The organism is Bradyrhizobium sp. B025 (genome assembly GCF_042257955.1).
GTDB lineage: Bacteria > Pseudomonadota > Alphaproteobacteria > Rhizobiales > Xanthobacteraceae > Bradyrhizobium > Bradyrhizobium diazoefficiens.
In genome coordinates, this window is sequence record NZ_CP170150.1 from 1551512 (window position 1) to 1574764 (window position 23253).

A 23253-nucleotide genomic window follows, 5' to 3' on the forward strand; every position below is an offset into this window, starting at 1 on the left:
CAGACCGGGAGTAGATGTTGCGGGTAATCGTACCCGACGATGTTCCATTCAGCGACGCTGACGACGACACGTGCCCGAATGTGTTGATAGTCCCGTTCGTGGTGGAGGGACCTGAATACGGGCCACTCAAGATCGGTCCAGCATACTGCTGCTGGACCGCAGTGTCACCGACGTTCAGGACTAGCACGCCATCAATGTTGTTGGTCGCAAGCCCCTGACGAATTTCTGCATGGTGTACGTCCGCATTGGTGGAAACAACACCAACCCATCTTCAGCAACGACGCCGGCTTTCTTCCTTCCTCTGAGATAGTCGCCTGAATGCTAGAAACTAGAGCGGGGGCCCGCGACGTAAGCGGCTATCCGATTGACCGGTTCGGAGGGAAGGTCCCGGCCTGCATACCTTTTGTATGGATGTTGTGATGCATCCTGCTAGTGTCGTCGCCGCAACGGCTAAGGCGAGGAGCGCAACCCCCCAGTGAAGAAATCGCTGAACTGAACCAGCCCCGCCCCACAACAACTATCGAGTTATCTTTTTTCGATACTCGTCTATCATTGCTGTCGTAACATCACCCAGGTAGCACAGCGGTGCCGCGCCGCCCGGCCGCGAATAGGCGCTTCTGCTGCCGCATGCCCGGCCATTGCGCATCGTGTCATCCGGGCAGGCGCAGGGTCTGCCGGTTGCGTGATATTGATCCCGGCTGGCCTTAATCAGGATCGCGGCGATGGCCGCGGCGGTCAGCGCAACTTCGATCTTGCGTTTTGTGTCGGTTTGCTGTGGGGCGGGATCTTGCAGTGTCTTGGGTATTGCGGTGGCGCCACGCGGGCCGGGCGGAGCAGTCTTGGAAGCTTGCGGCTGCGAAGGGCTGCCCGGCACCGCCGTTAGCGCGAGCGGACTTGCTGGGGGGCTGGTTAGCTGCGCTACCATTGCAGGCGCAGAAGTAGAGGGTCGCCCGTCCTGACGGCCGACGGAATAAGCTCCTATGGCTGTAAGGCCCAGAAGCACGATCACAGTCCAGCCCCGCATGAGGACATTCAAGCGAAGCCGGAGCGATCGGGCAAGTTGCAAATTGTAAATCGAAGGCAAGCCCCCGTATTTTCCCGGAAGTGGCCTTGATGGAGGATTAATTGGGCACGGCCCGTCCGGCCAAAAGCGCATGCTTAGACGTTCGTCGTGTTGTTTCGAATGAGCTTCGGACACGAAAACGTACCGGCGTTTATGCTGTACAAATGAACAGGCGTGCCGACCTTCTGGGTGATTTCGCCTTTGAGACGTTGCGGCGCGCGTGAAACCCGAATGCATTCCATTCGAGATCGAAACGGCGGTCGAGTCTATTGCAATGGTTTGCCGTCGTCACCGGCGTTGGCTCAAGGGCCTGTATGATCCGGCGGTGTTTACCGGCGCCGCCCGAAGGTACATCGCAGCGTTCGGGAAATAGCACTCGATAGCTGATTGGTTGCGCCTCGGAGGTGAGATCAATTTTCCTGAAAGTGCGGTAGTTGCTGCGGGCGATCCTAACCGCGACCGAAGCTTTTCACGCCGTCCGCATGTTAGCTTTGCAGGTCAAGGCTCGCGAGCCGCTGCCGGTCCAGAATCACGATCTCGCGTTGGGTATTGCCGATGAAATCGAGGACACCATCAGTGTGCAATTGCGACACTGCACGCGAAACGGTTTCGACGGTCAAACCAAGGTAATCGGCGATGTCGCGCCGAGACATTGGGAGCGAGATCACGTCAGCAGCCGTGAGTCGTTCATCCATCTCGTGCAAGAACGCGGCAACGCGCTCCAGAGCAGTTTTACGTCCGAGCAGCAGCATATGGTCTTCGGCGTGTTGCAAGTTATTCGTCGTCAAGCTGAGCAAGGTGCGCCAGACAACCGCGTCATTCTCGGCGACCGTCTCAAGGTGTTGCCGCCTGATCAGGCGAACAGCGGTTTGGATGATCGCTTCCGCCCTAAATCGGTGGACTCCGCCGTTCTCGAGTCCAAAAATATCACCCGGCAAATGAAATGCGCCAATCTGGCGCCGCCCATCGGAGAGTAATTTGCAGGTCCGTACCGCGCCTTTCCTGACCTGGTAGACGTACTCGGCTGGCTCACTCTCGATGTAGATGGTTTTACCTTTCTTGTAAGTGAATTCACTCAAGCTGACGATCGGATTCGAGCCGCTCGATATGCCGAGCTCACTGAGCGAATTGATTAGGGATCTATGGTCTGTGGTGATGCTCACGAACATGGTCCGACACTCCTGAACCAGAATATACGAAGGGGAGCCTCGCGAATTGATCCGGCGCAATCTATGGATGTCATTGTAACAAGCGGCCATGAAGAGGAGAAGTCGTGTCATTGTGACGCAGTGCGCGCGCAGCAGTTGAGGTGACGCAATGTGTTGTCATCCGGTCGAGGGGGGCCCGCAACGCGCGTCGGAGCGAACGAAGCGATCATGGATTGAGTGCCATACGAGTGTTCTGCTGCGCGAAGGCGACAAGTCGCGCTTAAAAGATGCGTTTCACTGCGGAGTATCTTTGAAAGGCGGCTTCGGATCGCGAGCGAGTGTGTCCAAGACCAAGGACGGGTGCGGATAATCGGCTCCGGCCCTCTTAAGCCCACCCTGATATCCAACGTCTGCTCAAGAGCCCCCGTCGAGGCTCTGCCACGGGTGATTGTCTCGCTGACGATGGTCCAACTGGACCCGACACCGGCAATTGACTAAGATCAAACCTCTAATACGGAGAGCTATGCGGGATTTTGGGTGACGAGGCGATCAGGCGGCGTGGTTTTCCGGCACTTGGATGACCTCGATGCCGTTTTCGAATCTGACACCTGCGATGACCTTCGGCAACTGATTTGTGCCTTTCAGCCGCCGCCAGGTCTTTGATGCGGCGCAGAGCAGCTTGAACACCATCAACTTGGCAGTCGTTGACGATAACGAACCTTTCGTGCGCACCGTTCTGTGCCGGACCGTCGCGAACACGCTTTCGATGGGATTCGCCGTCCGCAAGTGGTCCCAATGCTCGGCGGGGAATTCGTAGAACGCAAGCATTGCGTCGCGATCTTTCGTCAGGCACTCGACCGCCTTGTCGTACTTCGCTCCGTATTTCTCGGCAAAGACATCGATCGCCACTTCGGCCGAAGCTCGGTTGGACGCCAAATAGACCTCGCGCAGATCCTTCTTCATGCTGGCCTGTACCGACACTGCGACTTTGTTCAAGATATTCGCGGTTTTGTGCACCCAGCACCGCTGATGTCGCGTGGCGGGAAAGACCTCGTCGAGCGCCTTCCAGAAGCCGAGCGCGCCGTCACCGACGGCGATTTCCGGGGCGATCTTCAGCCCACGGGTTTTCGCCTCGACGAGCAGTTCGTGCCAGCTCTGCGTGCTCTCGCGCACGCCGACCTGGAAGCCGATGAGTTCCTTCTTGCCTTCCGGCGTCGCGCCGATCAGCACCAGCATGCATTCGCTGTGGTCTTCCATGCGAGCCTGCAGGAAGACGCCGTCCGCCCACACGTATACGTACCGGCGCGCCGACAGATCGCGCTTCTGCCAACGCTCGTACTCGAGCTGCCACTCCGTCGTCAGTCTGGAAACCACCCCCGGAGAAAGATTCGGCGCATCCTTGCCCAGGAGCGCCGCCAGCGCCTCCTGGAAGTCGCCCGTCGAGATGCCTCGCAGGTACAGAACCGGCAAAAGTGCATCCAAGCTCTTCGTGCGCCGTGCCCACAACGGCAGGATCGCCGAGGTGAAGCGGATCCGCTCGCCATCGCTGGTCACCGCGCGATCGCGAATCTTTACCCGGGCGACTTCGACGGCGCCGATCCCCGTCTGGATCGTCCGCACTGGACCATGGCCGTGCCGCACGAGGCGGTCGCGGCCATCGGGAAGCTTCAAGCCCTTCATCGCGGCGAGAAACGCCTCGGCTTCCATCTCGACAGCCTGCGCAAGCAGCTGCCGAGCACCAGATCGCAAAATATTCGTCAGTGGATCGTCGATCTCATCGGGCTGACGCAGTGGGACAATGTTGCTATGCTCGTTCATGGCGTATCGCTCTCCTTGAGGTTCTGGCAGGCTCGACACCCGCCTCGATACGCCGCCTATCTCATTCCGTCATCACCCAGTTTCCCGCATAGCTCTAATACGGATGCTCTATCCTTCAGCGAATTAAGGAGGCAAGAGATCTCATGCCTTACCTTCTCGCTACCGGAATCCTAGCACTTCCTATCCTCGTCAGCTTTGGATCAGATTTGACCGCTGCTTCACGGGTTCATTCGTACACCCCACCGGCTCGCCAAGACGTTTATTGCCTGCAGGGCCGAGCCTGGGGATATCCGGGCAACTGCCAGTTCTCGACCTACAGTCAGTGCATGGCTACCGCATCCGGCACCTACGCTTATTGCGGTATCAATCCGATGTACGCCTTCGAGCGACAGGGAAGGCAATTGCGCTGAGGCGAACGTCGTCAGGTCAGCCAAGCAGCGTTGGATGACGGACGGACCGTTCAGACTCGTGTCGCGGTTCGCTCGACCCCAGCCGCTGAATCGGCTGATTGGTCCGTTCGTTCGACTGCGCCCGGTGCCATCCTTGCATCTGGACGGCGATATCCGCTCCTGGGGCGGGGCGACACTATTCGAAACGGATCTTCTGGCTCAGATCTCTCGGAAGATAGCAGAAGGCCCGCGCTCTTCCCAGTACTGTCTCAATCTGTCTCAGAGTTCAGCGCGGCGTGCAGCCGAGCCTTCTCCAACCGAGACCTGAGTCCATTCAAACAGGCGGCCAGTTTGGCGAACTCCTGAATGCTGACATAATCAAAGACGAACTGCTCAACCTCTTTCTGCTGCTCGTAAGGATCTTGCGAGCGATGCCCGTGAGCGACAAAAGGACGTACCTGGCATCATTCATGTCGGATTTCCGGCGCACGAACTGCTTACCTCAAGCTCCCTCGATTGCTTGGTGATGAAACCCGACTCGACTCTCATCAGCTTCGCGACAGCATTGACGGGAACACCATCTTCTTCCAGCTCCGTCAGAGCCATCAAGATCATCATTTGCGGACCAGTAATGCCAAGCGCATTCGCGTGGTAGGACCGAAGATCGCAAGACATACGTCGATTGATCTGATCTACCATGTAAAGCGCCTGAGTAGATCCTGACTGACGCGCGGCGCCTTCCGGGAGCGTGTTGCCAATGCAGGCAGCTTGGGTGGCATCTGATCTCAGGAGCTCCAGCCTCAAAATATTGCTTGCTGGCTGGCTGGCTTCAGCAAAGAGGACCGGTCCTCGCTGATCACTTTGACGCGCCCAAAGCGCCCCGATCAATCAGTCGCCACAGCTAGACCATTCGTTCCGGTTCGATTTATGAGGATATTGCCCCCTCCCCAGTGGCGATCACCATAGCTTCAACCCAAGATCGAGGCCATCAAAAGTACGCCTAGCGACGTTGATGGACAGGATCGGAGAGGTCGTCGACGGGCAGTGGCGGAAATTCGCCATTTATAAGCCCGTCAGGAAACCCTTGCAAAATTATAGCAGTAGTGCTATAAGAGAAGGGCGAATGACCACACAGAAGCCCGTAGTTTGGATCGGATCGTCAAAGGACGATCTACGAGCTTTCCCGGACGAGGTTCGCCGCGTCATGGGGTTTGCGATCAATGATGCACAAAACGGCGACGAGCATCCTCGTGCCAAGGCCTTAAAGGGCTTTGGTGGCCGGAGTGTACTGGAGGTCATCGACGATGAAGATGGCGATACGTTCCGTGCCGTCTACACCGTACGCTTCGCTGGCGTTATCTATGTCCTTCATGCCTTCCAAAAGAAGTCGAAGAAGGGGATTGAGACTCCGGAGCACGACATCTTGGTAATTCAGGCCCGGTTGAAGGCAGCCGAGGCTCATTACCAAGAGAACTACGGAAAAGGAGGCAAGAAATGAGTAAGGCAATTAAAGCAACCGCAGGCAGCGATAATATTTTCGCTGACCTTGGCTTTGCCAATCCTGAGGAAGAACTCCTCAAAGCCAAACTTATTCGTGAGCTTCGTGCGATCATCAAACGTCGCAAGTTGACTCAGACAAAGGCTGCCGAACTGCTAGGCCTTAAACAGCCTGATGTATCTGCCCTAGTGACCGGCCGCGTAGGGAAGTTCTCGATCGACAGGATTGTTCGATGCCTAGATCGGCTTAATTATCGTGTGGACGTCGTTATCCGTCATAAGCCCGTTCGTCGCGCATCCTCGCGAGCTGCGGCCTAAGAGTGGGAATGGATGGATATTGACGAACTTCGGGATGCTGAAATCCAGCTACATGGTTTGACCAAGGCCGACGGCGTCTATACGTTTTATCACGATGAGACCAACAATATCCGCAAGTTGTATATTGACGATGGACGTTTGAACGTTGCTGAGCTGAAGGTATTCGTCCTCGGCGGCATTGTGCATGAAGGAGCACCGCGACCGATTGAGATTCAATCGCTTCGAGAAGCGATGCGTATCCAGAAGACGGCTCCGGAAATCAAACTGGAGCATGTCGCCAAGGGTAACTTTCTTGACGTTCTTCGCTCCCGAAAGCTGACCACGTTCCTTCGATGGCTTATCGATAACGGGTTGATGATCCACTATCACGAGCTGGATCCATTCTACTGGTCAGTTGCAGATATCATCGATTCGATCGTGCCTGAACTTGGCAATCCGATGCTCTTGCAATACCACGTCTTGCTGAAAAGCGACCTCGTCGCAGTGCTGCGCTGCGAACTGGCCGCAACCATCCAGCTATTTCACGATTTCGGCTATCCGGGGTTATCACCCGAGGGGCGGAGACCCTTCCTCGACAGGCTCATTGAGATTCTCGAACGTAACAGTGATGTCCTCCGGCATTTCAATGCAATGATGTTGAAAGGTGTACTGCAGGCCGGACGGGCGCTGGAGAGTCTGGAGTTCATTGAAGGTTATTACCCGAACCTGCTCATCGATGAGTTCAGTACCTTTTACCAGGGACGTATCGCGATCTTCAAGAATTCGACCCACATCTTCGACATGGAGAAGGTCATCCACGACCGCCTGCTGGAAACACCTCTGACCAGCCAGGGGAAACCGGTTGCGAACTTCCGATTTGCGGATTCCAAAGCCGAGCTAGGGCTTCAGATCTCAGACGTTATTGTGGGCGTCTTAGGAAAGATGCACACCTACTTTACGAACACGGGTCATGAGGACGTCGCTGCGGATCGAGAGGCTCTGGCCGGGACGAGCCTGGAGAACGCAAAACTCTTGTCGGACCTCATCTCAGCTTCGCATGCAGCCAATGTCACGTTCCTTCATCATGTCGCCAGTGTGCACGACATAGATAAGCTTGATCTGTTTCTTCGCTTTCCAGATGGGGCTCACGTTGCATGAACGAGGCGATCAATAATCGGCATTCGCGAGGGTGGGATACTTCGAACTTCTCAGCTGAACGTCGGGAGTATTTAGATGGTGATCTTGCCTTTGAAGCAATTGCAAGATCTATAGCGTCAGAGCTGGCCCCGGTTGTTTGGACAGCGCCCCGCTGGATTTAAGTGGATTCCTGCCGGGTTATGCTGAACGCGGGGCTTTACGATTTTGTCGTTGCGTCGGGAGGGCGTAGCCCGACCAGAGCGACGACAAAATCGTCGGCGACGGTCATGCGGCCATCACCATAGCTTGCGTGCCGAAGTAAGCCTCGTCGGGCGTGCGCCCGTCAAGGCTCGAGTGAGGGCGTCCCTGATTGTAGAAGGCCAGATACTTGGCAATTGACGCTCGCGCCTCGGACACGCTGTCGTAGGCGCGGAGATAAACTTCTTCGTATTTGACCGTGCGCCAGAGCCGCTCGACAAACACGTTGTCGCGCCAGGCGCCCTTGCCATCCATGCTGATGGCGATCTTCGCGTCCAGCAGCACATCGGTGAACTCGAGGCTGGTGAACTGGCTGCCCTGGTCCGTGTTGAAAATCGCGGGCCTGCCGTGCTTCGCCAACGCCTCCTGGACCGCTTCGACGCAGAAGGCCGCCTCCATTGTGATCGAGACGCGATGGGCCAGGACCCGTCGGCTGAACACATCGACGACCGCCGCGAGATAGACGAAGCCACGCCGCATCGGAATGTAGGTGATGTCCATTGCCCACGCATGGTCGGGCCGCTCGATCTTCAATCCGCGCAACAGGTACGGGTAGATCTTGTGACCCGGAGCCGGCTTGCTCGTGTTCGGGCGACGATAGACCGCCTCGATCCCCATGCGCTTCATCAGCGTCGCGATGTGGCGGCGACCGGCGTATACCCCCTCCCGCCGCAGCAACGATCGCAGCATACGCGCTCCCGCGAAGGGATAATCGAGATGCAGCTCATCGAGCCGACGCATCAAGGCAAGGTCCTCGGCCGAAACTGGCCGAGGTTCATAGTAGACCGTGCTGCGAGCCAGCTTCAGGACCTTCGCCTGGCGCACGATAGAAAGATCATGACCGCGGTCGATCATCGCTTTGCGCTCAGCAGGCCCGCCTTGGTGAGCGCGCCGGACAAAAAATCGTTTTCCAACGCCAGCTCGCCGATCTTGGCATGCAACGCCTTCAAATCGACCGGCGTCTCGGCCGATGTCTTGTCATGCCCAAACACGCCGGCGGCGCCTTCCAGGAGCTGGTTTTTCCAGATCGTGATCTGGTTCGGATGAACATCAAACAGTTGCGCCAGCTCCGCCAGTGTCTTGTCTCCTTTGACCGCAGCCAAAGCAACCTTCGCCTTGAATGCCGGAGAATGCGTCCGGCGGCTCTTCTTCGTCATCTTCGCTCCTGATTCGCAGCAAGAATCCTCGCCGCTGTCAGGCAGAAAATCCACTCAAGCTACTGTCCGAATTTGCGGGGCCAGCTCTATATCGCGAGTAAGCTAGGTCACATTGTCCGCGTACGGAAAGAACACTACCGATCCGGCGACACTCTGTGAGTTGGGTCTTCATCGATATTTCTGCTCGGTCTCTCTTGGATAGCGCCGGATAACATTTTGGCGTTCCTGACTACGTCCGCGAAAACTCTTCGTAGATATCGAGTTCTTCATTGATTTTGCCCCGAGCTTGCGGCCGGCCTCGTCGAGGTAGAGCTGATTGATCAGGCCGCCGTTGTGGGTCAGAAAATCACGCGAAGCCTTCATTTCAACGTCGGTCGCGACAAGATCGGGCTTGAGCTGGATCGAAAGCACTTCCGCCGTCTTCGCCAGATACTCGGATGGATTACCGAACATCAGATCCTGGCACCGCAGGGCGATATAGGCTTCTTCTCCAAATAGCGGTACAGCGCCAAGGCGTCTTCTTCGACGACGCCAATGTGGCCGCGGAGAAGCACTTGCTCGAAAACCATTTCCACAACCAGCTCAGGGCCAGGCTACTTGGCTGCGAGGCGATCACCCAGCTCGTGCGCAGACCGCCATTGCCCCGCGCGAATACCTCAACAGCAAGGGCGAGCTTTCCCGCAAGATGCAGGATGACGCACCGTCGCGTGGAATCTCACGACTGGTGTCTATTACAAAGCGGGCGAGAAGCCGTGGTCTCTTGCCGACATCCGGGATGGCGTCTGCTACACAGTCCTCGTCTTCAAGCGTACAAACAACCCGGTCGAAGCGAAGGAGGCGTGCTGTGGCGCGCAGATGTTCCCTCATACCGGCGAAGGCATCGAACGCCGCGGCTGCGAAGACCGCCCCCGTCAATGGCCCGAACCTCGGCCGGCGTTCTCCGGACGCTGCCGTTCTATCGACGTTTTGCGGCGAGGAACGGGCAGCTCTTAGGGGACCTCTTATCGCTTCGGTGTCAGTGACCGTGCATTCGAACAGATTCCTATTCATCGGGCAGCGGACGCAAGAGCAAACGCTCAGCGAAATACAACGCTTTCGCCGCGGTCAACTACCACTGCTAGCAATTGATCGAACTAGGGATTTGTTCAATATTCGATGAAGCGGATGCTGCGGTAACCTTTTCGAAGTCGCGTGAGTTCAAACGGGAGCCACTCGCTACCCATAGATGATGACGGATCCAGCTAGCGGTCGCCGCTCGCGCTGGTCTGCCTGGTCGAGCGGATAGTGTGGCCTAGGGGCTACGCAAGATGGGACCATGACTGCAATGATCTTGTCGGACAATGTCATTCCTCGCGCCGATGTCATTAAACGCGCAGTGCGCATCGGCGCAGAAATCCGAAATGTCAAACTGTCAGGCGATTTACCGGAGCAGACGATTGCCTCGATCAATGGGCTGCTTTTGGAGCACAAGGTCATCTTCTTTCGCGGCCAGCTCCACCTCGATGATGCGGAGCAGGAGAGCTTTGCCATTCGTTTCGGAGAGTTGACACCTCATCCAACGCTCGGTGCGATCAAGGGAACAGCGTCGATCATCGAGCTTGATTCCACCCGTGCAGGTAGCCGGGCGGATCTCTGGCACACTGATGGAACCTTCGTCGATGCCTACCCTAAGATCGCCGTGCTGCGAGGCATTGTGATGCCACCTTTCGGTGGCGATACGGTCTGGTCAAACACCGCCTCGGCCTACCTCGACCTAGCGCCGCCGCTCCAAGGGCTTGCAGACAGGCTATGGGCCGTTCACAGTAATGCCTTTGACTACGCAATACTTGCCCGCGTCAGCGAGCTCGACAAGAAGCACTTGGACGAAGTCTTCACTAAAACAATCTATCGGACTGAGCATCCCGTTGTGCGCGTGCACCCGGAGACTGGCGAACGCACGCTCGTGCTCGGCGCTCTGGTGCAAAACTTCGTTGGCCTGCCGAAATACGATGGCCAGAAGCTGTTCGATTTGTTTCAGTCTCATATCACTGCGCTCGAAAACACTGTGCGTTGGAGTTGGAGGGATGGTGATGTAGCGATCTGGGACAATCGCGCTACACAACATTATGCAGTGAATGACTACGGCGACCAACATCGCCTCGTTCATCGCGCAACCGTCGCCGGTGAGGTGCCAGTCAGCATCGATGGTCGGAGTAGCGTAACGCGCATAACGGGCGACCACCAAGCTGTCTAGATAAGCGACAACATTGGCTACGACACGCACAATGGAAACTCTGCGGTTGTGCGCTCAATCGCTCTCTGCAATATTCGGCAGCTAGGTTCCCGTCGCAGTCAAAATATGAACCCGATGCGGCGCCTCTCAACTTGAAAAGCAACAACTGTTCTTCACAGGCCGCAAGAGGTTCAGCAGCTGCTCGTAGCGGTACAATAATCATTAGAGCGGCCGGGGAGTGTTCTCGTCGGCAGATGCTGAGTCTCGATCGGCCACATGGCCGGGGGCCTTTCCAGGAATGCTCCGCTCGTACGTTTTTGAGCAATCCCATACGATCTGTCCTTTCTTGGGGTAATGGCCGCGACATTATAGCTGGTTAGCACCGCGCTTTATCGTGCCTTACAACGCTAAGGAAGTTGGGATGCAATATGGATCTGCCTGCACCAGCATGCGTGAGGGATCTACCGTCTCGCCATCCGCAACAGTTTACTCTTACACCGATCGGTTCCTCCTCATGAACGCGGCTGGCGCACTTTCCCGCGCATCCTCAAAGCCGCAGCCCAAGGTCTCAGCGCCCAGTGACCACCCATCGTCTCGGAAGAGTTCTGGCGCAGACGCGCCTGCTTCCCTCGGCTCGGTCGGAGGAACGTCTAGCTGGTTATTGCCCGTTACGACCGTATCTGAGAGAGGCGGCTCAATTTATCGAAGATGAGGTCATCCACCTCTACAAGCACCACAGTGGCCGCCTCGCGTCTTATGGCGGTCCGCAAATGGCGTGCAGTGTTAAGCGTGAATTGCGGTTCCTCGATCAATAAGACTGACTTGTTGACCACAACGTCGGACCCGGTAGTGCTCTTGTCGGGAGGTGCCTCCTCGCTCGCCTCGCCGGCGGTGGGCCGCCACGTCCGATAACCATGATAGCGCCGAAAATCATGGTAATAGCCGGGGTCGTAGCGATAGCCATATCCCCTGAACGCGCTCACATGTTTCTGTGGTGCTTTGTGGATATGCGGCTTCGCCGGCTGCGAAGCAGGACCCTGGTGGGCGCAACCGGCCGCAAGCGCGCAGAAGAGGACAACGAGTATCGCCTGAACCTGCCGGAAAGCGGGGCCGAGCCGATGCAGCCCGTTGGAAGCGCAGGCCGGTAAGGAAAGCATGACCATCGATCGGCACCTGCGTCGCAAGGATCTGGGAAACGTTGACAGTGGCGCCGAGCCATCCGCGGTATCTGTCGACGGCAGGTCCGCTCGTGAGCTTGTAGGTGAAGCGAGCCTGCGCGCCGGTATCGTTGACCGCACAAGCGATATTGCTGGCGCCGTTTCCGGTCTCGACGTGCCACGTGCACCCTGCAATGCGATAGCCGGGCTCTGCAGGGAACGTCTCGGCATAGTCTGCAGTATGCTCTGCAAAGACGACGGGGTGGTCGTCCTTGGTTTTATCCACCGTATAGGAGCGCTCGATCTGCTTCGGTTCGTCAAGCTGTGATACCGGCACGTTCACGATAAGGCGGCGGTCTTCGGGCAGTATCGTGTGGATCGCTCCGGCAAGAATTTCGGGGATCTTCACCCCAGCGTTGGCTTGGGTCTGCACATGCGTGGAGTTCAGCTTGCTCCAGTTCTCAAAGAAGATCGTCGTGTCAACCCATTTCGTCCAGCAGACAGAGGGTTGTGGTAGGGCTGCGATCATGCTGTAGAGCGGGCTTGCGGTGATCACGGTCGCTGGAATGATGAAGTTGACACCGGAAACCTGCGCCTCGTTCCACTTGACGATGCCGCCACGCCGAACTCGTTGAATGCAGGTCCGCCGCTGTTGCCGACATTCATGATTGTGTCGGTCTGCCGTCGGCCGTTCGGGCTCGTCTGGCTGCTGATCAGACCGCTCGAAATGCTCAGATCCAGATCGAGAGGATAACCTAGCAAATAGATCGGGGCCTGCTGGTTGTCGTTGATCACAGGCATCGGGCAACGAGAGGCGCCACGGCTATTGCCGGCGGACTGCGACAGCTCCAAAGAGCCAGGTCCCTGGCATCGTCGCGATGAACCGCAGTGACCTTGATGGGATTCGCATTGCGCGACCCGAGGCGGGCATTGACGTCGAAGCTCTTGTAGTTCTCCTCGCGTCCGATCACATGGCTGTTGGTCAGCACGAGGCTGTCGCCGATGAGCAGCCCGGAGCCGCCGCCGACTTCCTGCTTGTCGTTGTACATCACGCCAACGTACTGGACGTGAACCGTCCTGACATTGTAGCGCGCAGCAATCTGCACCGCCGCGCGATCGGCCAGCGCGGGCGCGCCCATGGATAGTAAGAGACCGAGTGTCGGGAGGGATAGAATTTCCTGACGGCGGCGATATCGAGTGGGCTGAGTTGTCCTTTCCGTTCCATGCTGGATTACAATAGTTCATTATTGAATCGAGATCGTATTGGGTGACCTTATAATCGCCGACCGAGCCGGAAGCTTTTTCGTTACGGCACGCCTCCGGCGCATCGTCGCGGTTCTGTTCATGCGTAAAACCGAGGGCATGTCCGAATTCGTGGACAGCGACAACGCGAATGCAGAACTCGCGCCGATCTCGGAGCCTTTGCTCCAATGATTGAAGCTGAAATTGAGAGTCATGCCTGACGGCTTGCGGTCGAGATACTCCACCCTCCTGTATACTGGCACCAAAACCAACCTTTGGACCCCCAGTATGGGTTGCTGGCAGTGCGTGGACGCGGGCAGACCGGGATCAGACGCACAGCCGACAAGCTTCAGGCGGAATTGGTTGAGGCGGAGATCCCCCAAGCGCTTCCGTCAATGCTGGCCAGATCCTGGCTCAGGGATCAGCGGCGCGCCGCCAACGGAAATTGGCCCTTCTGGCTTAGAGGGCTGGACCGCTCTTTTCGCCAGCTTCGAAGCTGATTGGGCTGCAGGCGGAGAAGAGACTGGCGGCGCAGACGCAGCAGCGAGTGAACTCTGCAAGGATTCGATCTTCGCGGTCAACGCTTCGATTTGGTCCGTCATCCGCTTCAAATCGGCTTGCTGCGCACCGATATTGCGATTGAGTTCTGCGATTACATCGCTCGCCCGTTGTTGCTCGGATCGAACCTCCAGCAGAGCTTCCCTAACCTCAGGTGACAAGCCATGCATCGGCGCGGGCCCAAGCACTTGCGACCTCGCCAAAATTGTCTCCATGTTAGTCCAAACACAGGCTGCCGCGGCACACAAACCAAAGAAGACCAAGAGGACGAGAATCCAAGACGAGCGCCGGGAGGATTTGTGCAAAATGCGCGGTAACTCCGAGGCGTTCGCCTCAGCAACCACATCCATCATTCTCAGCTGCCATTCCCAAATTTTGACGCCTCTCGTTCACGCAATAATGGGCATCAGTCAAGAGCTGCGGGCGAGGTACGATACTGAGCGCAAGCTCGCCGGAAGTCCCGCTATCGCTGTCGGCAATCGCCTTTCGCGTTTTTAGATCGGACTTTCGACCGAGCAGCTTACCGACCGATCATGGCTCGGGTCCGGCTGCTTAGGCCGACAGGCTAGCGGATGCAGGGCCGTGAAGCTGAAGCGGCGTCGAGATCCAGCATGAACTCGCCCATATGCGCCGCAATCCTTTGCTAAACGGGGGATAAGAGCAGGCAACGTCACCTCAGATTGTACCAGGCTCGACATCCGAATTACGATTTTGGCGAACACCTTTGGGGCATCCATTCGCGTTCGTATGGACGCGGCGACACTAGATCGAACACTCGTCCTCGAAACCTGTCTCTTTGAGAGGCGCAAACTCCGTTTTGCCAAGCTTTGGGCTGTCCATGATCAGGCCGGTTCGACGCTTGACAGCCCGACAGCCTTGCAGGAACGAGCGAGGAATAGAATCAAAGGGCCTCCCCAGCTCGACAAGGACGGTCTACATTTGCGTCCCAATCTGCCGGATCCGCATCAGCATTTGTTTTGAGGTTCTTGTTTTAAAGTGGAGCGCGGGGTCCGGCAGGTGCCGCTAAGATTTGCGGCTTTGGTGCTACCGCGTTTGGTTGGAGAAAGTGAGTTTTCAGGTCTCGATACTTAGGATTCTCGCCGGCCAACCGGAGGGCCGGGCGAGCCTTGCCGTCCTCAAGGATTACCTGGCGGTGTTCTACACCAGCGGTCCGGAGTGGACGGATCGTACGAAGCGATTGGCGGCGCAGACGCCGGATCTCAATATTTTCGGACAAGGGCTGGTTACGCGGGAACCCGGACAATGGATCATAACGGACAAAGGGCGGGCCTTTCTTGCTCTTCTGGAACAGAAGAGCGTACCTGACTCTCAGGAGCGAACGCTCGAAGGCATGGTTGAGAAACCCCTTGCAAGTAGGCTTCCCGCGCTTGCGCCGGGCCGACAAGACCACAGTGCCAGTCGCCGGCACCTCCGCCGGAAGCCGCTGAGGGCGCGCGATGGGCGTTCCAGCTAGCCCCTCCCTAAGCTCACGCCCGGCGACGATGTTGCTCCATATCGTGCCGGAGCAACATTGCATACCCCGCGCACCGGCTTGATGCCCTTCGCAAACCATACTTAGATCGCTGTTGTTTGAGATGGAGACATTGTAGTGGCAACCGGTATTGTGAAGTGGTTCAGCGCGACAAAGGGTTATGGATTTATCAAGCCCGATGATGGCGAAGCCGACGTATTCGTGCACATCAGGTCAGTCGAGAAGGCCGGATACACCTCCCTTGCTGAGGGGGCCCGGATCAGCTTCGAGCGCAAGACCGGCAGCTCCGGCAAAGTGTCCGCAGACAATCTGCGTATAGGATAGCCTTCTTTCGCGACGAGGGGAGACATGGTTCTCTAAGGACCAAGCCACCACGATTCGAGACGGATGGTAATCGACGCAAGCAATTGAGATATCGTCACTAAATCAACGTAGAAATATTTCTGTGCTAGCATTTGTGCTAAATCAGCGACTTAGACCTGCCTGAATGTGATAGATGTCACACTTTGAGGCAGCATTCTTGACGAGGCCCCAGCCGGGACGGATGGTCTGCTATCGCCTCGCTACCGAGCTCATCTGCCGGAGCTATACCCTCTCCCATACCCTCAAAGGCAAATCCTAGCCCCGGAGAGCCTGCACTGCTTGCCATAGCTCGGTAACGGCCGGATCGTCTAAACCCACATCGTGCAGGCCTTCAAAATTCCTCCTCACATAATCCAGTGCACTGCCACTAGTGCCTCGGGCCTTGAGGATCATCTCTGCCTTCTTGGCAGTGCTTATCGTCGAACCGAGCGGGTTTACTCCCTCATAGATGTATACCTTGGCGTCTACCGAGCGCCCGTCGGCCAACAGCACCTGCAGATCTGTCGGATCACACGCTTCTCTTTTTCGCAGAGCACGTAAGAGGACCGGTATTTTGTCATTGTCCGGAAACTCAAAAGCGGCTCCCTCACAGCTGGCCCCATCAAACGGCTCCAGATTCAGCGTGATGCCAGGGTTCTCTTTGGTCCCCCAGTTAACCACTGACTTCTTATTGAAGGTTCGACGATAGCCACGAAGCGTTGCGCGCTGAGACCCCGCGCAGCCGAACTCGGACTGCCATCCATCAAAGGTGAGAGACCCGAAGCCAAAGACCCAGACCACGATCACGCCTCCATCTGGGCCAAGGTTTGCTCGAACAGCATACTCACCAGTCTAGTCCCGATAGGGCGTGCAAAGGTCGGAGGCTAGCTGATCAGACACGCCTGTAACCCGCTTCTGGATAAACTCCGGAGTGAAATCCTGAAACCTATCGCTATTCGCTCGCAGCTTAATGATCGCCTCAGGGTCAATCTTCAGAAGTTCCTCCACATAGCCCAACACCTTCACATAAGAAGGGGCGTTCACGTGCCTTGGCCCAACCAGGTTTGCAAACAGGGTGGCAATTCCCTCCTCAATGTTAAGGGCGGCGCCACCCCCGTTCGGGGTAAGGAGGTGCACTATTTCCTGAGACAGTTCGAAACGCGCTTGCTCTTCATTCGACTGACAAGTGTCGCTCAGATGAATCACCACGCATCTGCTTTCCTGCGAGTACTGCGGAAACCAAACACCAGGGCGAGGGCCTCCCACCTCAATTCCAAGGATCGTCCAGCTCCGATCACGCGTGCCGAATTGCCTCTCTGCCTGATTCAACCAATCCCCCAGTAAAGTTGTGAGGGTGTATGTCCAGCGCTTAGACTCCTCCTGCCAAGTCCTAACGAATCCAACCGTCGGCGACGTAAGCATCTATTCAGCCTCCCTTTTAGGGAACCCTACGCTAAAGCTCCGCAGCGGCCAACAGAGATACCCCTCAATCTGCGCACGCACTTGGGACGAAAGGCCGGACTTTACCCACTCGCTCAAACCGAAGCCCCACTCGTAACTCCCGATGCCTTCCTCTTCGCTTTCGCCCTTAGGATGGGAACAGGCGACACGATGGTTAGAGCTGGCCCCGCAAATTCGGACAGTAGCTTGAGTGGGTTTTCTGCCTGACAGCGGCGAGGATTCTTGCTGCGAATCAGGAGCGAAGATGACGAAGAAGAGCCGCCGGACGCATTCTCCGGCATTCAAGGCGAAGGTTGCTTTGGCTGCGGTCAAAGGAGACAAGACACTGGCGGAGCTGGCGCAACTGTTTGATGTTCATCCGAACCAGATCACGATCTGGAAAAACCAGCTCCTGGAAGGCGCCGCCGGCGTGTTTGGGCATGACAAGACATCGGCCGAGACGCCGGTCGATTTGAAGGCGTTACATGCCAAGATCGGCGAGCTGGCGTTGGAAAACGATTTTTTGTCCGGCGCGCTCACCAAGGCGGGCCTGCTGAGCGCAAAGCGATGATCGACCGCGGTCATGATCTTTCTATCGTGCGCCAGGCGAAGGTCCTGAAGCTGGCTCGCAGCACGGTCTACTATGAACCTCGGCCAGTTTCGGCCGAGGACCTTGCCTTGATGCGTCGGCTCGATGAGCTGCATCTCGATTATCCCTTCGCGGGAGCGCGTATGCTGCGATCGTTGCTGCGGCGGGAGGGGGTATACGCCGGTCGCCGCCACATCGCGACGCTGATGAAGCGCATGGGGATCGAGGCGGTCTATCGTCGCCCGAACACGAGCAAGCCGGCTCCGGGTCACAAGATCTACCCGTACCTGTTGCGCGGATTGAAGATCGAGCGGCCCGACCATGCGTGGGCAATGGACATCACCTACATTCCGATGCGGCGTGGCTTCGTCTATCTCGCGGCGGTCGTCGATGTGTTCAGCCGACGGGTCCTGGCCCATCGCGTCTCGATCACAATGGAGGCGGCCTTCTGCGTCCAAGCGGTCCAGGAGGCGTTGGCGAAGCACGGCAGGCCCGAGATTTTCAACACGGATCAGGGCAGCCAGTTCACCAGCCTCGAGTTCACCGATGTGCTGCTGGACGCGAAGATCGCCATCAGCATGGACGGCAAGGGCGCCTGGCGCGACAACGTGTTTGTCGAGCGGCTCTGGCGCACGGTCAAATACGAAGAAGTTTATCTCCGCGCCTACGACAGCGTGTCCGAGGCGCGAGCGTCAATTGCCAAGTAATCTGGCCTTCTACAATCAGGGACGCCCTCACTCGAGCCTTGACGGGCGCACGCCCGACGAGGCTTACTTCGGCACGCAAGCTATGGTGATGGCCGCATGACCGTCGCCGACGATTTTGTCGTCGCTCTGGTCGGGCTACGCCCTCCCGACGCAACGACAAAATCGTAAAGCCCCGCGTTCAGCATAACCCGGCAGGAATCCACTTAAATCCAGCGGGGCGCTGTCCAAACAACCGGGGCCAGCTCTGTAGCACAGAGAGGTGAATCGTCATGTATGATCGAATCGGTGGCTCATCTACACGCACTAGCCAAACTGACGAACCGAGCCAGTCGGTGGATAGCGGCAGCTTTACAGAAACACTTGCAGATCTCGCGCCCCAGTGGAGCTCACGATCGGGGGAGTTGCCTGACAAGATGGGGGCCTGCTGCAGCAAGCCACATACCTTGGATGCAAACGTTCAAACCTCTAGCGCCTCCGAACCCAGTACATCCTCTCCAGAGAGTCCGGCCACCTCCTTGTTCGAATACAGAACGGCCGACCTGCGTGATGCGAATGTGGACGGCATCTGCGTCGGGCTGACTGCGGAGTGGTTCCGCAATCTTAGCAACAGCCCATCAACCCGAATGAGTGCGCTTACACCCGGATCGCAAACGCACGCCTCAGCGGCTGAACGGCAGCAGCAATATCAAGGTCTTAAGGATCAGTTACGAAGCAGGGGAGCAGGATCTTCTCAGGCCGACCTTCAGGCACAAAATACCATTTTGGAGGAAGCAGACTTGGAACCGGCTGGAGAAGAGAAGAGATTCGCATTCGGCAAGTCTTCGAACGTCAAGTCCATGGTGAACGAAATCAATGAAGACGGATCGAACCATTTACTCAGCTTGTATTTCGCTGAAGGCGGCGCCCACACAGTGGCGACGTCGGCCTCGAATGGAACGACCACGCTTTTCGACCCTAACTATGGAGAATTTACTGTTCGATCAGATCCTGACCAGATGGCTTCATTGTTACAAAGCCTCGCCAATCGTTACAGGAATCCCAACGGGCAGCATTTGTCGACAATCACGACGCAAAGGATGCAGTGAGTTGGGCCTTCAGGCCGCGGTGATTGACGCCTTCTGTGAAGGCGCGGATGCGTCGGCCGGCGCTTGCGTTCGGTCGCGGCGGGGGCAAATCTGCAGCGGATAGGCGGCTGCGTGCCGGCTTGCGATTGTGCCGGCATCGAAAGCGGGGGGGCGGCACCCCGCTATCCATGACGGTCGGCACAAATTGCAATTCTGTTTCGCAATGGCCGCCTGCGGTTTGCTCAACTGACGTCGCCAAGAAACAATTGCTGCGGCGACAATCCATGCCGTCCGCTATCGAACCACGCGCTTGATCCAGACCGACTGTGCGCAGAATATGACTTTCCACGACATCAACTTTGAAGCACGCAAAGCCGGCGCATCGATATTGGTCCAGCTGTGACTCTTACAAGCAGCTTCATCCTGAAAAGCCAAAGTCTTGATTGACAAGGCACCTTATCTTCGAACGGTGAAAGCGTCGGAGTTTTCCAAATTGCCAGGGTGCTCCCTGCAGGACCTGAGGGGCGCGACTCCAGCGATTGCGCCGCTGCGGGCGGCGCCACAGAATGCACCCCGGCGCTGGTCGCTAATCTAGGGTCCAGACTCAATTGAGCCAATATGCGACGAGAGCGGCGAGATGAACAGCGGCCAAAAAATTACGGGCGAGCTTGTCATATCGCGTGGCGATGCGCCGGAAGTCCTTGAGCCTGCAAAAGCAGCGTTCGATGACATTTCGTCCTTTGTAGGCGCGTTTGTTGAAGCGATGGATGACGACACGGTTAGATTTATTGGGGATTACGGGCTTGGCGCCACGACGAATGATTTCGCCGCGAAGCTTGTCGCCATCATACCCTTTGTCGGCGAGGAGCACGCTCATGGGTGGCGCGAGCGCCAGGACATCGGGAGCCGCAGCGACATCGGCATCCTGGCCTGGAGTCAGATGCAGGACGACCGGCCGGCAGAGCGGATCGCTCAGCGCATGGATTTTTGTCGTGCGGCCTCCGCGCGAGCGGCCGATTGCTTGATTGTGCTCCCCCCTTTTCCGCCGGAGGCACACCGGTGAGCTTTAATCGAGGTCGAGTCGAGCGACAGTACGACGCCGTCTTCGCCAGGCTTGGCCAGCGCTTCGAAGATTGCGCACCATCGTCCTCGCTTGGCCCAGCGATTGAAGCGATTGTAGATCGTCGTGTAAGGGCCGTATTCACGTGGACAATCACGCCATCGTGCACCCGATTGCAGCATGTGAATGATGCCGCTGACGATGCGTCGGTCGTCGTCCCGATCCGGCCCCGTCAGTCCCCTCGGCAGATGCGGTTCGATACGCGCCCATTGCCTGTCGTTCAGCCAAAACAAACCAGCGCGCATTCTCTCGCCCCCGAATCAACACGTAGGCAAGAGAATCACGTGGCGCTATTTAGGTACAGACCCTAATGCGCCCTACGCTAAAGGCCAGAACCGAGAGGCATCTCCGTAGCTACTTTTGGAAGCGTTTGGTTCAAGAATTGCGTCGCTCCCATGCGAGCCTTATCGTGCCGAACGGATGCTCGACTGTCTCGCGATGCTGGCGCATCGCCTCTGTGTTTGCATCAAGGCGCTGCTGCACGGCCTTGAGCAGACGCTCATGCTTGCGTGCTTCCAGAGTGCCGATCTTGTCCTTCAACTTCGCTGCCGGCACCCCCTCAAGGATAGCTTGAATCGCCTTATCTAGCTCGCGCTCAGTCCACTCCCGGCATCGTGACGCTGCGACCGCGCCCCGTCCCCGAGCTTCCGCATCTAGGTAACCAGAGCCACGAAGGCGGCGAGGTCTTGCCCTCCGGACAGGCTGACGCGATCGCGTTCGATGACCCCGGCGGCATCGGAGTGGTTTCCGGCGAACCACACCTGCTGCAGCCAATCCAGATGCTTGAAATTTCGCGCAAGGGCTGCCCCGCACATTCAGCGCGAGAGCAGGCCTTTGTCGGGCACTTGCTGCGCCCGTTGTCGGCATTGAGACTGAATGCCAGAAACCTGACACTACGCGCAGCTATGTAGTGCCTGCTGAGCCTGCGAATTCACTTCGGCACGCGATTTGCTCTGTTCACGGTGTGGGACTGGTCCGGAGGCTATATTGGCGGACACATCGGGGGCACGGTCGAACCTCCTTCACCAATCCGTACGGTCAGTCGATCTATGGCGATGCCGACAGGTTCGATGTCACCCGGCGGCGCAACCCGCACCTGTCGTTCGGCCAGGGGCCGCATTTCTGCCTGGGCGCAGCGCTGGCGCGTCTAGAATTGGGCTGCGCCTTCCCCGCGCTGTTCGTGCGGCTGGAGCATCTGGCGCTGACCATCGCCGCGGAGGACGTCGTCTACATGCCGTCTTACGTCATTCGCTGCCCGCAGCGCCTGCCGGTCACCTTCCGCCCTTCCATCGCTTAGAGAGTGAAGTGCCACCATGTCCGAACAACAACCCTTGCCGACGCTGCCGATGTGGCGCGTCGATCACATCGAGCCCTCGCCCGAGATGTTGGCGCTACGCGCCAGCGGTCCGATCCACCGCGTGCGCTTCCCCTCCGGGCACGAAGGCTGGTGGGTGACAGGCTATGACGAGGCCAAGGCGGTGCTGTCCGACGCGGCGTTCCGGCCCGCGGGAATGCCGCCGGCGGCATTCACCCCGGATTCGGTGATTCTCGGTTCGCCGGGGTGGCTGGTCTCGCACGAGGGGCGCGAGCATGCCCGGCTACGCGCGATCGTGGCGCCGGCCTTCAGTAACCGCAGGGTGAAGCTGCTCGTGCCGCAGGTCGAAGCGATCGCCGCGCACTTGTTCGAGACGCTGGCGGCCCAGCCCCAGCCCGCCGACCTGCGGCGCCACCTCTCCTTTCCGCTTCCGGCCATGGTCATCAGCGCGCTGATGGGCGTGCTCTACGAGGATCACGCCTTTTTCGCCGGGCTGTCCGATGAGGTGATGACGCACCAGCATGAAAGCGGCCCGCGCAGCGCGTCCCGCCTGGCCTGGGAAGAACTGCGCGCCTACATTCGCGGCAAGATGCGCGACAAGCGCCAGGATCCGGACGACAACCTGCTGACGGATCTGCTCGCTGCGGTCGACCAGGGCAAGGCGAGCGAGGAAGAGGCGGTTGGCCTGGCGGCGGGCATGCTGGTGGCGGGGCACGAGAGCACCGTCGCACAGATCGAATTCGGCCTGCTAGCCATGTTCCGCCATCCGCAACAGCGCGAACGCCTGGTCGGCGATCCGTCCCTGGTCGACAAGGCGGTAGAGGAAATCCTGCGCATGTACCCGCCGGGCGCGGGCTGGGATGGCATCATGCGCTATCCGAGGACCGACGTGACCATCGCGGGCGAGCATATTCCCGCGGAGAGCAAGGTGCTGGTCGGCCTGCCGGCAACGTCGTTCGATCCGCACCATTTCGACGACCCGGAAATCTTCGATATCGAACGCCAGGAAAAGCCGCACCTGGCTTTTTCCTACGGGCCGCACGCGTGCATCGGCGTGGCGCTGGCCAGGCTGGAGCTCAAGGTGGTGTTCGGTTCGATCTTCCAGCGCCTTCCCGCGCTGCGCCTGGCCGTGGCGCCGGAACAACTGAAGTTGCGCAAGGAGATCATCACGGGCGGGTTCGAGCAGTTCCCGGTGCTCTGGTGATGTCGCGGACGCCACGGGCGATCTCGATCTTCTCCGGAATCTGCCGC

19 protein-coding genes and 4 pseudogenes are annotated in these 23253 nt (G+C 57.9%); 10 read left to right on the top strand and 13 right to left on the bottom strand.

The genetic code is table 11. The features are described from left to right. Positions 1-1548 precede the first annotated feature (1548 nt). On the bottom strand, positions 1549-2232 hold the full coding sequence (locus tag ACE10W_RS07110; RefSeq protein WP_026312933.1) for a helix-turn-helix domain-containing protein: 684 nt from the start codon (positions 2230-2232) through the stop codon (positions 1549-1551). A gap of 528 nt (positions 2233-2760) precedes the next feature. Then, a pseudogene (locus tag ACE10W_RS07115) lies at positions 2761-4078 on the bottom strand (IS256 family transposase). Between the two features lie 94 nt (positions 4079-4172). Between ACE10W_RS07115 and ACE10W_RS07120 the strand changes: the two are divergent. Then, positions 4173-4439: a DUF3551 domain-containing protein gene (locus ACE10W_RS07120; protein ID WP_018648598.1), complete on the top strand. Its 267-nt coding sequence runs from the start codon at positions 4173-4175 to the stop codon at positions 4437-4439. A gap of 447 nt (positions 4440-4886) precedes the next feature. Here the strand turns inward: ACE10W_RS07120 and ACE10W_RS07125 are convergent, their stop codons facing one another. After that, positions 4887-5306, bottom strand: a complete 420-nt coding sequence (locus tag ACE10W_RS07125) for a hypothetical protein (protein WP_223153697.1) — start codon at positions 5304-5306, stop codon at positions 4887-4889. Positions 5307-5541: 235 nt separating this feature from the next. On the opposite strand from ACE10W_RS07125, the gene ACE10W_RS07130 reads away from it, so the two are divergent. From ACE10W_RS07130 to ACE10W_RS07140, 3 genes are read left to right on the top strand one after another with little or no spacing between them, the layout of a single operon-like run. Beyond that, on the top strand, positions 5542-5916 hold the full coding sequence (locus tag ACE10W_RS07130) for a type II toxin-antitoxin system RelE/ParE family toxin (protein ID WP_035668596.1): 375 nt from the start codon (positions 5542-5544) through the stop codon (positions 5914-5916). Further along, positions 5913-6233: a helix-turn-helix domain-containing protein gene (locus ACE10W_RS07135; RefSeq protein ID WP_011084909.1), complete on the top strand. Its 321-nt coding sequence runs from the start codon at positions 5913-5915 to the stop codon at positions 6231-6233. Before ACE10W_RS07130 ends, ACE10W_RS07135 begins: the two co-directional genes overlap by 4 nt. Before the next feature lie 12 nt (positions 6234-6245). Beyond that, the gene (locus ACE10W_RS07140; protein WP_011084910.1) at positions 6246-7370 is read left to right on the top strand and encodes a DUF3800 domain-containing protein; all 1125 of its coding nucleotides are present in this window, start codon (positions 6246-6248) and stop codon (positions 7368-7370) included. A gap of 264 nt (positions 7371-7634) precedes the next feature. Here the strand turns inward: ACE10W_RS07140 and ACE10W_RS07145 are convergent. Both ACE10W_RS07145 and ACE10W_RS07150 read right to left on the bottom strand, forming a co-directional pair. Next, a protein-coding gene (locus tag ACE10W_RS07145) for an IS3-like element ISRj2 family transposase (RefSeq protein WP_109866565.1) occupies positions 7635-8764 on the bottom strand; the annotation gives its coding sequence in 2 pieces (ribosomal slippage) (positions 7635-8512 and positions 8512-8764; 1131 coding nt in all). Positions 8765-8932: 168 nt separating this feature from the next. Continuing rightward, positions 8933-9217, bottom strand: coding sequence for a hypothetical protein (locus tag ACE10W_RS07150; RefSeq protein WP_018648303.1), 285 nt, complete (start codon positions 9215-9217; stop codon positions 8933-8935). A gap of 862 nt (positions 9218-10079) precedes the next feature. Between ACE10W_RS07150 and ACE10W_RS07155 the strand changes: the two genes are divergently transcribed. Next, positions 10080-10997 carry a TauD/TfdA family dioxygenase gene (locus tag ACE10W_RS07155; RefSeq protein WP_011084919.1) on the top strand — a complete coding sequence of 306 codons (918 nt, stop codon included), beginning with the start codon at positions 10080-10082 and terminating at the stop codon, positions 10995-10997. A gap of 909 nt (positions 10998-11906) precedes the next feature. On the opposite strand, the gene ACE10W_RS07160 is transcribed toward ACE10W_RS07155, so the two are convergent. From ACE10W_RS07160 to ACE10W_RS07175, 4 genes and pseudogenes are all read right to left on the bottom strand, one after another. After that, positions 11907-12941: a hypothetical protein gene (locus tag ACE10W_RS07160; RefSeq protein WP_232585982.1), complete on the bottom strand. Its 1035-nt coding sequence runs from the start codon at positions 12939-12941 to the stop codon at positions 11907-11909. Then, positions 12925-13272 carry a trypsin-like peptidase domain-containing protein gene (locus ACE10W_RS07165; protein WP_231166576.1) on the bottom strand — a complete coding sequence of 116 codons (348 nt, stop codon included), beginning with the start codon at positions 13270-13272 and terminating at the stop codon, positions 12925-12927. Before ACE10W_RS07165 ends, ACE10W_RS07160 begins: the two co-directional genes overlap by 17 nt. Before the next feature lie 145 nt (positions 13273-13417). Continuing rightward, positions 13418-13564 (bottom strand): annotated as a pseudogene (locus ACE10W_RS07170) (M12 family metallopeptidase); the annotation flags it as partial. A 203-nt stretch (positions 13565-13767) separates the two neighbouring features. After that, a complete protein-coding gene (locus ACE10W_RS07175; protein ID WP_011084916.1) occupies positions 13768-14286 on the bottom strand; it encodes a hypothetical protein in 519 nt (172 codons plus the stop codon). A 1256-nt stretch (positions 14287-15542) separates the two neighbouring features. Here ACE10W_RS07175 and ACE10W_RS07180 point away from each other — a divergent pair. Continuing rightward, a complete protein-coding gene (locus ACE10W_RS07180) occupies positions 15543-15749 on the top strand; it encodes a cold-shock protein (RefSeq protein WP_011084914.1) in 207 nt (68 codons plus the stop codon). A 294-nt stretch (positions 15750-16043) separates the two neighbouring features. Here the strand turns inward: ACE10W_RS07180 and ACE10W_RS07185 are convergent, their stop codons facing one another. Beyond that, positions 16044-16574: a gamma-glutamylcyclotransferase gene (locus ACE10W_RS07185; RefSeq protein WP_018648300.1), complete on the bottom strand. Its 531-nt coding sequence runs from the start codon at positions 16572-16574 to the stop codon at positions 16044-16046. Between the two features lie 45 nt (positions 16575-16619). Beyond that, positions 16620-16976, bottom strand: a complete 357-nt coding sequence (locus ACE10W_RS07190; protein WP_223153695.1) for a hypothetical protein — start codon at positions 16974-16976, stop codon at positions 16620-16622. Positions 16977-17472: 496 nt separating this feature from the next. On the opposite strand from ACE10W_RS07190, the pseudogene ACE10W_RS07195 reads away from it, so the two are divergent. Together ACE10W_RS07195 and ACE10W_RS07200 are read left to right on the top strand one after the other, a co-directional pair. Beyond that, positions 17473-18603, top strand: a pseudogene (locus ACE10W_RS07195) (IS3-like element ISRj2 family transposase). A 169-nt stretch (positions 18604-18772) separates the two neighbouring features. Beyond that, positions 18773-19588: a YopT-type cysteine protease domain-containing protein gene (locus tag ACE10W_RS07200; protein WP_018642937.1), complete on the top strand. Its 816-nt coding sequence runs from the start codon at positions 18773-18775 to the stop codon at positions 19586-19588. Between the two features lie 583 nt (positions 19589-20171). On the opposite strand, the gene ACE10W_RS07205 is transcribed toward ACE10W_RS07200, so the two are convergent. Beyond that, a protein-coding gene (locus ACE10W_RS07205) for an IS5 family transposase (RefSeq protein WP_231088440.1) occupies positions 20172-20932 on the bottom strand; the annotation gives its coding sequence in 2 pieces (ribosomal slippage) (positions 20172-20593 and positions 20593-20932; 762 coding nt in all). 92 nt (positions 20933-21024) lie between these two features. Then, positions 21025-21194: pseudogene (locus tag ACE10W_RS07210) on the bottom strand (IS5/IS1182 family transposase); the annotation flags it as partial. 457 nt (positions 21195-21651) lie between these two features. On the opposite strand from ACE10W_RS07210, the gene ACE10W_RS07215 reads away from it, so the two are divergent. Both ACE10W_RS07215 and ACE10W_RS07220 read left to right on the top strand, forming a co-directional pair. Next, on the top strand, positions 21652-21984 hold the full coding sequence (locus ACE10W_RS07215) for a cytochrome P450 (protein WP_269466507.1): 333 nt from the start codon (positions 21652-21654) through the stop codon (positions 21982-21984). Between the two features lie 16 nt (positions 21985-22000). Then, a complete protein-coding gene (locus ACE10W_RS07220) occupies positions 22001-23206 on the top strand; it encodes a cytochrome P450 (RefSeq protein ID WP_018647443.1) in 1206 nt (401 codons plus the stop codon). Positions 23207-23253: the final 47 nt, after the last annotated feature.